Origin of the sequence: Duganella sp. LjRoot269, assembly GCF_964254095.1 — a bacterium.
GTDB classification, from domain to species: Bacteria; Pseudomonadota; Gammaproteobacteria; order Burkholderiales; family Burkholderiaceae_D; genus Rugamonas; species Rugamonas hordei.
Genome location: NZ_CAXUSL020000001.1, coordinates 5799706 through 5812596 on the forward strand (window position 1 = coordinate 5799706; position 12891 = coordinate 5812596).

The 12891-nt window shown below is 67.7% G+C and carries 11 protein-coding genes; 9 read left to right on the forward strand and 2 right to left on the reverse strand.

The genetic code is table 11. The annotated features are described in order from the left end of the window. Nucleotides 1-5: 5 nt before the first annotated feature. On the reverse strand, nucleotides 6-1625 hold the full coding sequence (locus ACSQ3S_RS25940; protein WP_436144213.1) for a glycoside hydrolase family 43 protein: 1620 nt from the start codon (nucleotides 1623-1625) through the stop codon (nucleotides 6-8). 114 nt (nucleotides 1626-1739) lie between these two features. Here ACSQ3S_RS25940 and kduI point away from each other — a divergent pair, with 114 nt between their 5' ends. From kduI to ACSQ3S_RS25985, 9 genes are read left to right on the forward strand one after another with little or no spacing between them, the layout of a single operon-like run. Beyond that, entirely contained in the window at nucleotides 1740-2588 is an 849-nt protein-coding gene (gene kduI / locus ACSQ3S_RS25945; RefSeq protein ID WP_436144214.1) for a 5-dehydro-4-deoxy-D-glucuronate isomerase, read from the forward strand. A gap of 8 nt (nucleotides 2589-2596) precedes the next feature. Continuing rightward, nucleotides 2597-3352, forward strand: a complete 756-nt coding sequence (kduD, locus tag ACSQ3S_RS25950) for a 2-dehydro-3-deoxy-D-gluconate 5-dehydrogenase KduD (RefSeq protein ID WP_436144215.1) — start codon at nucleotides 2597-2599, stop codon at nucleotides 3350-3352. Continuing rightward, nucleotides 3349-4425 carry a hypothetical protein gene (locus ACSQ3S_RS25955; RefSeq protein ID WP_436144216.1) on the forward strand — a complete coding sequence of 359 codons (1077 nt, stop codon included), beginning with the start codon at nucleotides 3349-3351 and terminating at the stop codon, nucleotides 4423-4425. Before kduD ends, ACSQ3S_RS25955 begins: the two co-directional genes overlap by 4 nt. Before the next feature lie 2 nt (nucleotides 4426-4427). After that, nucleotides 4428-5642 (forward strand): AGE family epimerase/isomerase, encoded by a 1215-nt coding sequence (locus ACSQ3S_RS25960; protein WP_436144217.1) that lies wholly within the window; start codon nucleotides 4428-4430, stop codon nucleotides 5640-5642. Continuing rightward, nucleotides 5639-6577: a carbohydrate kinase family protein gene (locus ACSQ3S_RS25965; protein ID WP_436144218.1), complete on the forward strand. Its 939-nt coding sequence runs from the start codon at nucleotides 5639-5641 to the stop codon at nucleotides 6575-6577. Before ACSQ3S_RS25960 ends, ACSQ3S_RS25965 begins: the two co-directional genes overlap by 4 nt. Nucleotides 6578-6591: 14 nt before the next feature. Beyond that, nucleotides 6592-8529, forward strand: coding sequence for a glycoside hydrolase family 97 catalytic domain-containing protein (locus ACSQ3S_RS25970; protein WP_436144219.1), 1938 nt, complete (start codon nucleotides 6592-6594; stop codon nucleotides 8527-8529). Further along, nucleotides 8526-9788: an oligosaccharide MFS transporter gene (locus ACSQ3S_RS25975; RefSeq protein WP_436144220.1), complete on the forward strand. Its 1263-nt coding sequence runs from the start codon at nucleotides 8526-8528 to the stop codon at nucleotides 9786-9788. The genes ACSQ3S_RS25970 and ACSQ3S_RS25975 overlap by 4 nt, the downstream gene beginning before the upstream one ends. Beyond that, on the forward strand, nucleotides 9772-10959 hold the full coding sequence (locus tag ACSQ3S_RS25980; protein WP_176654395.1) for a glycoside hydrolase family 88 protein: 1188 nt from the start codon (nucleotides 9772-9774) through the stop codon (nucleotides 10957-10959). Before ACSQ3S_RS25975 ends, ACSQ3S_RS25980 begins: the two co-directional genes overlap by 17 nt. Before the next feature lie 12 nt (nucleotides 10960-10971). Continuing rightward, entirely contained in the window at nucleotides 10972-11799 is an 828-nt protein-coding gene (locus ACSQ3S_RS25985; protein ID WP_413446317.1) for a hypothetical protein, read from the forward strand. Here the strand turns inward: ACSQ3S_RS25985 and ACSQ3S_RS25990 are convergent. Continuing rightward, nucleotides 11789-12868: a LacI family DNA-binding transcriptional regulator gene (locus ACSQ3S_RS25990; RefSeq protein ID WP_176654393.1), complete on the reverse strand. Its 1080-nt coding sequence runs from the start codon at nucleotides 12866-12868 to the stop codon at nucleotides 11789-11791. The two genes, ACSQ3S_RS25985 and ACSQ3S_RS25990, sit on opposite strands and share 11 nt — an antisense overlap. Between the last annotated feature and the right edge of the window lie 23 nt (nucleotides 12869-12891).

A 12891-nucleotide genomic window follows, 5' to 3' on the forward strand; every position in this document is an offset into this window, starting at 1 on the left:
GTGTTTTATTGGCCGACACGGAAGTAGTCGACATCGATAAACGACTGGCGGTCTTGCACGCCCTCGGCGGCAAGGCTCATCAAACCGATCTGCGCGCCCACCCAGCGGCCAGCAACCGCCTGGAAGGGTTTGCCCGCCGGCGTGTAGGCCACGCCATCCAGGCTGTATGAAAACTGCACCAGAGCGCCCTCTTCCACCCGCGCGCGCAGGTAGACCGGGCCCTTGACCGTCACCGGCAACGGCTCGACCTGCTCCACGCAAGCCAGCGCCGGCGTCTCGCAGCGCGACAGCGCCAGTTGCGTGACGCCGCCGCTCCGGCGCAGGCCAAGCCAGGCATACTGCACACCCAGCACCACCAGGCCGGCGCGTTGCAGCTGCGCGCCGTGCGGCTCCAGCTTCGTCTCCACGGTGAAGGCGGGGGCCGGGAATTTCTGCGTCAGCACCGACGGCGCCATGCGCGCGCTGCCGGCGGCCGGCTGCGCGTACAGCCGCAGGTGGCCGCGCCGCGCATCGAGCGCGTACCAGCCCTTGGCCTGATTGGCGTTCCACTGCCATTGCAGGCCGAGACGCGGCGACGCGAACTCGTCGCCGGTCGGCGGCACCAGCACGCCGCGGTCCTTGCCGGCTGGCTTGTCGTAATTCTCCACCGGCTCGCCGACGCCGGACTGGCCGGCCTCAGCGCCGATCAGCGGCCAGCCGTCGCGCCAGCGCATCGGCTGCAGGTGCACCACGCGGCCGTATGCGCCCTTGTCCTGGAAGTGCAGGAACCAGTCCTTGCCGTCCGCGCCATCCACCCAGGCGCCCTGGTGCGGCCCGTTGATGGGCGAGGTGCCGCGCGCCATCACGATCCTGTCCTCATACGGCCCCTCGATGCGGCGCGAACGGAACACCGACTGCCAGCCCTGCTCGACGCCGCCGGCCGGCGCGAACACATAGTAATAGCCGTTGGCCTTGTACAGCTTGGGCCCTTCGATGGTGTGGTAGCCCGGCAGCAGGTCGCCGTTGATGATGTCCTTGCCGCGCGCGTCGAGCAGCGCCGTGGCATCGGGGCTCATGCTGCGCAGCGTCAGGATGTTGTTGATGCCGGAGCGGCTCTTGGCCCAGCCATGGACCAGCCATGCCTTGCCGTCGTCGTCCCACAGCGGCGCCGGGTCGATGATGCCTTTACCCGCCAGCAGCAGGTGCGGCTCGCTCCACGGTCCGGCGAACCGGTCCGCCGTCATCACGTACACGCCGAAGTCGGGGTCGGGATAGAAAATCCAGAATTTCCCCGCGTGGTGGCGCAGCGCCGGCGCCCACACGCCCTTGCCCGGCTGCGGCACGGCGAACACGGATGCCGGCGGCAAGGCCGGCAGCGCATGGCCGACCAGTTCCCAGTTGACCAGGTCCGACGACTGCAGCAGCGGCAGTCCCGGCGCGTTGTTGAAGCTCGACGACACCATGTAGTACATATCGCCGACGCGGATGGCGTCCGGATCCGCATAGTCGGCGTGCAGCACCGGGTTCTGATAGCGGCCGTCGCCCAGGTCGGCCACCCAGGGCGCGCGCGTGGCGGAAACCGCCGTCTGCGCGCCGGCCAGCATGGGCAACAGGGCCAGAATCAAACTACACGTCGTCGATCTCAATGCGGTCTCCTTGATAGTTTTTCTTGTTATCGATAACAGCTTACTGTAATATTTGATGAAAAGATAGTCCGGCATCGACATCGGCGCCGGACAGACACCATCAGGAGACCATCCATGTACGATAAAATCTTTCACGCCACCCACCCCGATATGATGTCCGGCGTCAGCAACGACCAATTGCGCGATCGTTATCTGATCAGCCAGCTGTTTTCCGCCGACCAGGTCAAGCTCAATTACTGCCACCATGAGCGCTTCGTGGTCGGCGGCGCAGCGCCTGTGACGCAGGCTATCATGTTGCCGCGCCATACGGAACCTGCCTCGGCAGCCGGCCAGCCCTTCCTCGCGCGGCGGGAACTGGGCATCATCAACGTCGCCGACGGCGACGGCATCGTCACCGTCGACGGCGAGCGCTTCGAGCTGGCGCCGCTGGACGGCATGTACATCCCCATGGGCTGCGCCGACGTCACGTTCGAATCGGTGGACGGCGGCCGCCCGGCGCGCTTCTACCTGGTCTCGACGCCGGCGCACGCGCGCTTCGAGCTGAAGAAAATCACCCATGCGCAGGCGGTGCCGCTGCAACGCGGCAGCGCCGAAACCTCGAACGCGCGCACCATCTACCAATACGTGATCCCGGGTGTCTGCCAGTCCGCCCAGCTGCTGCTGGGACTGACGGTGCTGCAAACGGGCAGCGTCTGGAATACCATGCCGCCGCACCTGCACGACCGCCGCTCCGAGGTGTATTTCTACTTCAAGCTGAGCGACACCGAGCGGGTGTTCCATTTCATGGGCGAGCCGGATTCGGCGCGCCACATCATCGTCGCCAATGAAGAAGCGGTCATGTCGCCGCCGTGGTCCATCCACATGGGCTCGGGCACCGCCAACTACACCTTCATCTGGGCCATGGGCGGCGAAAACCTCGACTACACCGACATGAACGTGCTCGATATCTGCCAGCTGAAATAGGAGCCGCCATGTCCGATCTATTTAATCTGAGCGGCAAGACCGCGCTGGTCACCGGCGCCAATACGGGGCTGGGGCAGGCGATCGCCGTGGCCCTGGCCGAAGCCGGCGCGGACATCGTCGCCGCCGGCCGCAGCGCGGCGGACGACACCGGCCATCAGGTGCGGGCGCTGGGCCGGCGCTTCCTGTTCGTGCAGGCCGACTTCGGCTCGACCGAACCGCTGCAAATGGTGGCCGACGCCTCCATCGCCTTCAACGGCGGCGTCGACATCCTGGTCAACAACGCCGGCACCATCCGCCGCGCCGACAGCCTCGACGTCACGGAGGAAGACTGGGACGCCGTCGTCAACACCAACCTGCGCTCGGTGTTCTTCCTGTCGCAGGCGCTGGCCAGGCACATGGCCGGACGCAGCGGCGGCAAGATCATCAACGTCGCCTCGCTGCTGTCGTTCCAGGGCGGCATACGGGTGCCGGCCTACACCGCCAGCAAAAGCGCGCTGGCCGGCATGACGCGCGCGCTGGCCAATGAATGGGCGGCGCTGGGCATCAACGTCAACGCCATCGCACCCGGCTACTTCGAGACCAGCAACACCGCAGCGCTGCGCGAGGACGCCGACCGTTCGGCGGCGATCCTGGCCCGCATTCCGGCCGGCCGCTGGGGCCGTCCCGACGACCTGGCCGGCGTCGCCGTGTTCCTCGCCAGCCGCGCCAGCGACTATGTCCACGGCGCGGTCATGCCGGTGGACGGCGGATGGCTGGCCCGATGAAGCATCCGACGATGCATGCCGTCCCCGGCGCCGACACTGCCGCACCGGGCAACGGCGGCCGCGGCTGGCGTTTGAACTGGGACCACGGCAGCGCCGAAGTGCAGCCACTGGGCGGCATGCTGGGACCGGTGAGCCTGCGCCTGGACGACGAGCGCGAACTGGACCTGATGCACGTGGCGCCATGGGCCGGCACCACCGGCGCCGCCGGCCTGCCCGGCGTGCTGCGCCGCCTGCGCGGCGAATGGCCGTGCGTGCCCTTCGGCCGCGCCGACATCCCGGCCATCCTGCCGCCCGGCTGGCACACGCGCGCCAGCGACGACGCCTGGATGCACGGCTACGCCGCCAACCAGCGCTGGACCTGCATCGAGGCCAGCGCGCTGCGCGTACACCTGGCGATCGACTACCCGGCCGACAGCGCCATCGCCCGCATCGAACGCGTGATCGCCGCCGATCCGGACGCGCCCGCGCTCGACATCTCCCTCAGCATCTGGGCGCGCCGCGCGGCGCGCGTGCCGGTCGGCCTGCATCCGACCTTCCGCATTCCGCCGGCCCCGGGCCGGGTGCAGGTGGCGCTGGGCCCCCATGCCGGCATCCACAGCTATCCGGCCTGCCCGCCCGGCGCCGTCTCGCGGCTGCTGCCGGACACCCGATCGGCCACGCTGTCGGCCCTGGCCGGCGTCGACGGGCCGCTCGACCTGACCAGGCTTCCGCTGACCATGCCCACCGAGGAACTGGTTCAGGTGCGCGACTTGAGCGGAATCGGCGGCCAGCCGCCGTTCGCCCTGCACTACCTCGACTACGACGCCAGCGTCGGCATGTGGTGGGACACGGAACAGCTACCGGACCTGATGCTATGGATTAGCAACGGCGGCCGCATCAACTATCCGTGGATGAGCCGCCACCTGGCGATCGGCGCCGAACCGCTCAACAGCCTGTTCGACCTGGGCCGCGTTGCGCAGGCGCCGGCCGGCCATCCGCTGGCCGACCGCCTCGGCCTGGCGCTGCACCCCGACCAACCGTGGCACACGCGCTACCGCATCGCGGCGTGGCCGAACGCCCGCCAAGGAGATTGACCATGCTTCCAGATTTTCGCTCGCGCGAGATGCTGCTGTCGCACATCGCCCACACCATGCGCTTCTACCACCCCCGCTGCATCGATCCCAGCGGCGGCTTCTTCCACTTCTTCCGCGACGACGGCACAGTCTACGACAGCCACACGCGCCACCTGGTCAGCAGCACGCGCTTCATCTTCAACTACGCCAAGGCCTGGCGCCAGTTCGGCGATCCGGCCTACCTGGAGGCGCTGCATCACGGCCTGGCCTTCCTGCGTCAGGCGCACCGCAATCCGCGCACCGGAGGCTATGCCTGGCAGCTGTCCTGGAAGGACGGCAGGAAGCAGGTCATCGACGCCGACAACCACTGCTACGGCCTGGCCTTCGTGCTGCTGGCCTATGCGCAGGCGCTGGCGGCCGGCGTCGGCGAGGCGCGCGCCTACATGACGGAAACCTTCGAGCTGATGGAACGCCGCTTCTGGCAGCCGGAGCACGGCCTGTATGCCGACCAGGCCAGCGCCGACTGGAGCGTGCTGGATCCCTATCGCGGCCAGAACGCCAACATGCACGCCTGCGAGGCGCTGATCGCGGCCTTCGAGGCCAGCGGCGAAACCCACTACCTGCAACGCGCCGCCCTGCTGGCCCACAACATCACCGTGCGCCAGGCGGCGCTGGCCGGCGGCATGATCTGGGAACACTATCATCCCGACTGGTCGGTGGACTGGGACTACAACCGCCACGACAAGAGCAACATCTTCCGTCCGTGGGGCTACCAGCCGGGCCACCTGACCGAATGGGCCAAGCTGTTGCTGCAGCTGGAGCGCCATCCGGTGGCGCTCGACGGCGAGACGGCATGGCTGGCGCCGCGCGCCGCCGATCTGTTCAACCTCGCGGTCGCCAAGGCCTGGGATGCGGAACACGGCGGCATCCACTACGGCTTCGGGCCCGACGACGAGATCTGCGACGCCGACAAATACTTCTGGGTGCAGGCCGAAAGCCTGGCGGCGGCCGCCGTGCTGGCGCAGCGCACCGGCGACGAAGGCTACTGGGTCTGGTACGACCAGCTGTGGGCCTATAGCTGGCGCCATTTCGTCGACCACCGGCATGGCGCCTGGTATCGCATACTGGGCCCCGCCAACGAAAAACTCGGCGACGAGAAAAGCCCGGCCGGCAAGGTCGACTACCACACCATGGGCGCATGCTACGAAGTGCTGCACGTGCTGGGGAGCGAGGCATGAGCGGCCTGCCCGTCTTCGTGTCGGCCGGCGAGGCGCTGACCGACATGCTGCGCGACGGCGCCGACAACTGGACCAGCCAGGTCGGCGGCTCGACCTGGAACGTGGCCCGCGTGATGGCCCGCCTTGGCGTGCCGAGCGCCTTTGCCGGCGCGGTCAGCGACGACGTGTTTGGCGACGCGCTGCTGCGGGCCAGCGCCGAAGCGGGACTCGATTCGCGTTTCCTGCAACGGCTGGGCCATTCGCCGCTGCTGGCCATCGTGTACGAGCGCAATCCGCCGCGGTACTTCTTTGTCGGCGACGACAGCGCCGACCTGTACTTCGATCCTGACCGGCTGCCCGCAGGCTGGCACGGCGCGGCGTCGTGGGTGCATTTCGGCGGCATCAGCCTGGCGCGGCCGCCGCTGCGCGACAATCTGCTGGCGCTGGCCGTGCGGCTCAAGGAACAGGGCGTGGCGATCAGCTACGACCCGAACTACCGGGCCCTGATGGACGAACGCTACGATCCGGTGCTGCGGCAGATGACGGCGCTGGCCGACGTGATCAAGGTGTCGGACGAGGACTTGTGCGGCCTGTTCCGCTGCCAGGATCCGGAACCGGCGCTGGCCGCGCTGCGCGCAATCAACCCAGGTGCGCTTTACCTTTACACATTGGGCGCCGCCGGCGCCCGCCTGCTGCACGGCGGGCATACCTGGAGCGCGCCCGCGCCGGAAGTGCGGGTGGCGGACACCGTCGGCGCCGGCGACGCCAGCATCGCCGCCCTGCTCTACAGTTTGATGCGGCAGCCGGAGGCCGGCATGGACCAGCACCTGCGCTACGCGGTTGCCGGCGGCGCGGCGGCCTGCCTGGCGCCGGGCGCCGCCCCGCCGACGCTGGAACAACTGCAGCAGCTGCTGCCGGCCGTGTCGGTCTACAATCACCAGGCAGTACAATCATAATAATCGAGACAACAATGAAAATCCTTGCCAGTTTGCTGGGGCTGCTGCTGACGGCGCTGATGCCGCCGGCAGCGCATGCCCAGTCAACGCAGCAGCACCACCTTGCCAGCGTCTCCTCGCCCGACAGCAACCTGCAGTACATCTTCTATCAAAAGGTGCTGGCCGGCGGCGAGCGGCAGCTGTACTACCGTGTCAACTACAAGCACAAGCCGGTGATCCTGGATTCGCTGCTTGAGCTGCGGCTGGACAACCACCTGTCCGAAAGCGCGATGGCGCTGAAGGTGGACCGTCGCGCCAGATGGTTCGACAACCTGGCCATCACCGGCAGCAGCGTCGCGCCCCACGACAGCAGCTGGACGCCGGGCTACGGCGAGCAAGCAGCGATCCCGGACCGCTACAACCTGCTGACCATCGCCATGGTCAAGGACGACAACCCGGACTACAAGCTGCAGCTGGAAGTGCGCGCCTACGACGAAGGGGTGGCCTTCCGCTTCAGCTTCCCCGAGCACCCGAAGGGCAGCTACTACCGCATCACGGCCGACAACACCGAGTTCGCGCTGCCGGTGGGCGCCAAGGCCTGGTACCACGGCTGGGCGCAGGCGCCTTACAAGCAGCTGGAGCTGGTCGACTGGCCAGACGAATCCGAGCGTCCGCTGACGCTGGAACTGCTGGGCGGCATCCATGTCAGCCTGCTGGAAGCACAGATGGTCGACTACTCGCGCACCAAGTTCAAGTTGAGCAAGGAGCGGCCGAATACGCTGGTCGCGTCGATGCACGACGCGGCCGACCTGATCTCGCCGTTTTCCACGCCTTGGCGCGGCATCATGGTCGCCGGATCGGCCGCCGCGCTGGCCGAGCATAGTTATTTCATCCTCAACCTGAATCCGCCCTCGCGCATCGCGCAACCCGACTGGATCAAGCCCGGCAAGATCATGCGCGTGATGACACAGACCACCGCCAGCGCCAGGGCCAACATCGACTTCGCCGCGCGCCGCGGCCTGCAGTACATCCTGTTCGACTGGAAGTGGTACGGCCCCGCCTTCAGCTTCGATTCGGACGCCGGCAAGGTGGCGATACCGGACTTCGACCTGCCGGCCATCATCGCCTACGGCAAGAGCAAGGGCATCGGCGTCTGGCTGTACGTGAACCAGCAAGCCTTGCTGACGCAATCGGACACGCTGTTCAAGACCTACCGCGACTGGGGCGTCAAGGGCGTCAAGTTCGGTTTCGTGCAGGTCGGCTCGCACCGCTGGTCCACCTGGATCAACCAGGCGATACGCCAGGCGGCCGACGCCCACATCATGGTCAACGTCCACGACGACTGGCGTCCGACCGGCGAGCAGCGCACCTGGCCGAACCTGATGACCGCCGAGGGCGTGCGCGGCAACGAGGAAATGCCCAGCGCCACCGACAACACGATACTGCCCTTCACCCGCTACCTGGCCGGCGCCGCCGACTACACGATCTGCTACTTCGACCCGCGCATCAAGACCACCCACGCGCACCAGCTGGCGCTGGCGGCGATCTATTACAGCCCGCTGCAGACGCTGTACTGGTACGACAAGCCGGAGATGGAGCACAACGAGCCGGAACTGGAATTCTGGGACCGCATTCCGACCACATGGGACCAGACCAGGATCGTGCAAGGCATGCCCGGCCAGTTCATCACCACCGCGCGCCGCAAGGGCGAGGACTGGTTCATCGGCAGCATCACCAACAACGACGCCCGCGCGCTGTCGGTCAAGCTGGACTTCCTCACGCCGGGCAAGCAGTACCAGGCCAGCATTTACTCGGACGATGCAGGCGCGCCCGCAACGGCCAAAGGGACCCACGTGACGATAGAGCGTCGCTTGGTCGACGCCTCCAGCGTCATCGAAGCGCGCCTGTCGCCGTCCGGCGGCCAGGCGATCTGGATCACGCCCGTCGCGGCCACCGCAGGGAGCCGGCCATGACCGACAAGCAAAACCATTTCCGCTTCCTCGCCAGCTTCGTCTTCATCTACTTCTTCGCGCAGGCGATGAGCGTGTCGCTGCTGACGCTGTGGCTGCGCAGCACGCTGCAGCTGAGCGGCGCCGAGGCCGGCGTGGTGTTCTCCGCTAACTTCATCGCCGCCATGTGTTCGCAGCCGGTCTACGGCTTCGTCTCCGACAAGGTCGGCACGCGCAAGCACATCCTGTGGGCGGTCGGCACGCTGTGCAGCCTGTGCGGCCTGTTCTTCGTCTACGTCTACGCGCCGCTGCTGAAGACCAACCTGCTGCTGGGCGCGGCCGTCGGCGGCGTCTATCTCGGCGTCACCTTCATCGCCGGCAGCTATGCGATCGAATCGTACGTCGACCGCATCGGCCGCCGCCACGGTTTCGAGTACAGCCGCGTGAGGCTGTGCGGCTCGCTGGGCTTCGCCAGCGCCGCCATGCTGACCGGCCGTCTGTACAACATCAATCCCGGCATCAACTTCTTCATCGCCTCCGGCGCCGGCCTGCTGCTGATCGCCATGCTGGCGCTGTGGAAGACCGGCGGCGCCGCCGACGACGAGGCCACGTCCGCCGCCGGCAAAGTCAAGCTGGCCGACGCGCTGGGATTGCTGGGCGATCCGAAGTTCTGGCGCTTCATGGTGTTCATCCTCGGCGTAACCAATCTGTACCTGGTGTTCGACCAGCAGTTCCCCAGCTACTTCGCATCGCTGTTCCCGACACCGCAACAGGGCGCCGCCATGTTCGGCTACCTGAACTCGGCGCAGATCTTCATCGAGGCCGGCGGCCTGTTCCTGTCGCCGCTGCTGGTGCGCCGCATCGGCGCCAAGCGCGGACTGATGCTGGCCGGTACCATCATGCTGCTGCGCATAGGCGGCTCCAGCTTCGCGGTCGGTCCGCTGTCGATCTCCGTGCTCAAGATGCTGCACTCGCTGGAGCTGCCGATCCTGATGGTGTCGGTGTTCCGCTACATCGCCCATCACTTCGACAACCGGCTGGCCTCCACGCTGTACATGGTCGGCGTCAGCTTCGGCCATTCGCTGGGACTGGCGATCCTGTCGCCGCTGGTCGGCAAGAGCTACGACCTGCTCGGATTCCCGTCCACCTACCTGCTGCTGGCCGGCCTGGGAGCCGTGTTCCTCGCGCTGTCCGCCTGGGCGCTGGAAGCCACGCCGCCCGAAATCAAACGCATGAACTCACCTGCCCCGCTTGCAAAGGAATCCAATGCCTCCCTCTCTTAACCCCGCCGTCATGGAACAACTGAAGAACGGCAGCGCGCCGCAGCGCGACGACCAGCGCATGGTCGAACAGGCGCTGGCCAGCGCGCTGGCCGCCGTCGACCGCAACCTTGCCCACTTCGGCGACCAGTTCCCGGCGCCGTCCAGCGTCGGCGGCGTGTATCCGGCGATGGGCAACGACGAATGGACCAACGGCTTCTGGACCGGCATGCTGTGGCTGGCCTACGAGGCCAGCGGCGCGCCGCGCTACCGCGAAGCCGCCGAGCGCCACGTGCTCAGCTTCCACCGGCGCCAGGCCGAGCGCCACAACGTCAACCACCACGACCTCGGATTCCTGTACAGCCTGTCCTGCGTGTCGGCCTACAAACTGACCGGCAGCGCCGTCGCGGCCGAGGCGGCGATGGGCGCGGCGCGCCTGCTGCTGGAACGCTACCAGCCGCGCGCCGGCATCATCCAGGCCTGGGGCGACTTGAACGATCCCGAACAGGCCGGCCGCATGATCATCGACTGCAACCTGAACCTGCCGTTGCTGTACTGGGCCAGCGACTACAGCGGCGACCCGGCCTTCCGCGACGCCGCCAACCGCCATATCGAAGCGGCCGCGCGCCACATCGTGCGCGCCGACGGCTCGACCTTCCACACCTTCTACTTCGATCCGGCCAGCGGCGCGCCGCGCCACGGCAAGACCCACCAGGGCCATGCCGACGATTCGTGCTGGGCGCGCGGCCAGGCGTGGGGCATCTCCGGCTTCCCGCTGGTGTACCGCCACAACGGCGATACGCGGCTGCTGGCGCTGTCCAAGGTACTGGCCAACTACTACCTGAACCGGCTGCCGGAGGACGGCATCTGCTACTGGGACCTGATCTTCACCTCGGGCACGGAAGAACGCGACAGCTCGGCCGCCGCCATCGCCGCCTGCGGCCTGCTGGAGCTGTCGAACAACCTGCCGCTGCTCGATCCGCTGCGCGCAGACTATCAGCGCGCCGCGCTGCGCACGGTGCGCCAGCTGTCCGAACGCTATCAGGGCGACGACGTCCCCGGCGGCGGCCTGCTGCGGCACGCGGTCTACCACAAGCCGCACGGCGTCGGCATCGACGAGAGCTGCATCTGGGGCGACTACTTCTATCTCGAAGCCCTGCTGCGCCTGAGCCGCAGCTGGACATCCTACTGGTAACACGGAGCACACATGACATTGAACCACCGATTGCTGGCCATCGACGAAGGCCGCCAGCGGCTGTCGCTGATCGACACCACCCGCCCCGGCGCAGGCTGGAGCCGCGACCTGGCCGACTTCCCCCTGGCGCGTGACATGCAGCGGCTGGAGGCCAACCGCGCGCTGATCGGCTTCGAGCGCGGCTACTTCGAGATCGACATCGGCAGCGGCGAGGTGCTGGCGGCCTGCGACCGCTGGGCCGACGTGACCTCGGCCCGGCGCATGGACGACGGCACAACGCTGGTGACCGGCTTTAACCTCGACGGCGAAGGCGGCATCAACGTACTGACGCTGGACGGCGGCGGCCAGCTGCTGCGCACCGCGCGCCGCGACGGCGACTACGTGCGGCTGATGCGCCCCACGCCCAGCGGCAGCTACCTGCTGTGCATGAACGATCACATACTGGAAACCGACAGCGCGCTGAACGCGCTGCGTGAACTGCGCGCGCCGGGTTTCGAACATGCGTGGAAGGCGGAGCGCTGCGCCGACGGCTCGACGCTGGTGGCGGCCGGCTATGGCGGCTTCATGGCGCGCTTCGATGCCGAGGGTCGGCTGGCCCGCACTTTCGGCGGCGCCGGCGACAGCGACGGCAACATGGCGCCGGAGATCGCGCCGTTCTTCTATGCCAGCTTCCAGCAGCTCGATAACGGCCACCTGGCGGTGGCCAACTGGCAGGGGCATGGACCGGACAACGGCGCCAAGGGCCGTCAGCTGCTGGAGTTCGATGCGGCAGGCCGCCTGCTGGGAGGCTGGTCCGATCCGCAGCGCATCTCTTCGCTGCAGGGCATCCTTATCCTGTAAGCGCGTCGCCGTCCTGGATGCCGGCGGCGGCCGGGTCCGACGACTCGCGGACGATCAGCGTGAACGGCATCAGCTTGTGCTGCACCGCCGCAGGCCCGCCGGCGCGGCGGCGGCGTATCTGCTCGATCAGCAGGTCGACGGCGGCGCGCGCCATATCGCCGATCGGCTGGTGGATGGTGGTCAGCTCCGGCCAGACCGTGGTGGCGACCGGCGTATCGTCGAAGCCGCAGACCACCAGGTCTTCCGGCACCTGCAGGTGCAGGCCATGGGCGACCGCGATCACGGCGGCCGCCATGTCGTCGTTGGCGGCGAAGATGGCACTGGGGCGGCTCTTGCGGCCCAGCAGCTGGCGCGCCGCGCTCAGGCCGGAACGGTAGGTGAACAGGCCCGGTGCGACGCGTTCCCGCGCCACCGTCAGGCCGGCTTGCGCCATCGCGTCCAGGTAGGCCTGGTAGCGCAGCTGCGCCGGCGTGTGCAGAGGATCGCCCTGCACAAAGGCGATGTCGGTATGGCCCCGCTCCAGCAGGTAGCGCATCATCGCCATCGCGCCTTCATAGTCGTCGATGCGCACGGCCGAGACGCCGGCCAGCGGCCGGCCGGTGGCGATGGCGACGGTCGGCATGCCAATCTGGTCGAGCTGCTTGAGCGCGGATTTGGAATCGCACAGCGGCGGCGGCACCAGGATGCCGTCGGCGCCGTTGGCGATCAGCCGCGCGATGGCGCTGCGCTGGCTGCGCATGTCGTCGCAGCGCTCCAGGATCAGCTGTCCGCCGCTCTGGCTGCACTGCTCCATCGCGCCGACCAGGAAGGCGCTCAGGTAGGCCGAGCTGGGATTGCTGTACAACAGGCCGACGCCCAGCGTACCGATGCGGGCCGCGCGCGCGGCAAAATTGACCTGGTAGTTGAGCGATGCGGCCGCCGCCACCACCTTGTCGCGCGTGGCTTCGGAGACGTGCGTATTGCCGTTCATGACGCGCGACACGGTCATCGCCGAGACGCCGGCTATCCGGGCGACGTCGTAGATGGTTGCGCCACTCTGGCTACGGTCGGTTTGTTTTACAGGCACCATTGATTCCGGTTGTTCAGGCAAGT

What these genes read in the sequence shown, in the direction of transcription:
- ACSQ3S_RS25965 (WP_436144218.1), top strand. Translation starts at nt 5,639, where the DNA reads ATGAGCGGCCTGCCCGTCTTCGTGTCGGCCGGCGAGGCGCTGACCGAC.
- kduI (WP_436144214.1), top strand. Translation starts at nt 1,740, where the DNA reads ATGTACGATAAAATCTTTCACGCCACCCACCCCGATATGATGTCCGGC.
- ACSQ3S_RS25960 (WP_436144217.1), top strand. Translation starts at nt 4,428, where the DNA reads ATGCTTCCAGATTTTCGCTCGCGCGAGATGCTGCTGTCGCACATCGCC.
- ACSQ3S_RS25955 (WP_436144216.1), top strand. Translation starts at nt 3,349, where the DNA reads ATGAAGCATCCGACGATGCATGCCGTCCCCGGCGCCGACACTGCCGCA.
- ACSQ3S_RS25990 (WP_176654393.1), bottom strand. Translation starts at nt 12,868, where the DNA reads ATGGTGCCTGTAAAACAAACCGACCGTAGCCAGAGTGGCGCAACCATC.
- ACSQ3S_RS25975 (WP_436144220.1), top strand. Translation starts at nt 8,526, where the DNA reads ATGACCGACAAGCAAAACCATTTCCGCTTCCTCGCCAGCTTCGTCTTC.
- ACSQ3S_RS25980 (WP_176654395.1), top strand. Translation starts at nt 9,772, where the DNA reads ATGCCTCCCTCTCTTAACCCCGCCGTCATGGAACAACTGAAGAACGGC.
- ACSQ3S_RS25985 (WP_413446317.1), top strand. Translation starts at nt 10,972, where the DNA reads ATGACATTGAACCACCGATTGCTGGCCATCGACGAAGGCCGCCAGCGG.
- kduD (WP_436144215.1), top strand. Translation starts at nt 2,597, where the DNA reads ATGTCCGATCTATTTAATCTGAGCGGCAAGACCGCGCTGGTCACCGGC.
- ACSQ3S_RS25970 (WP_436144219.1), top strand. Translation starts at nt 6,592, where the DNA reads ATGAAAATCCTTGCCAGTTTGCTGGGGCTGCTGCTGACGGCGCTGATG.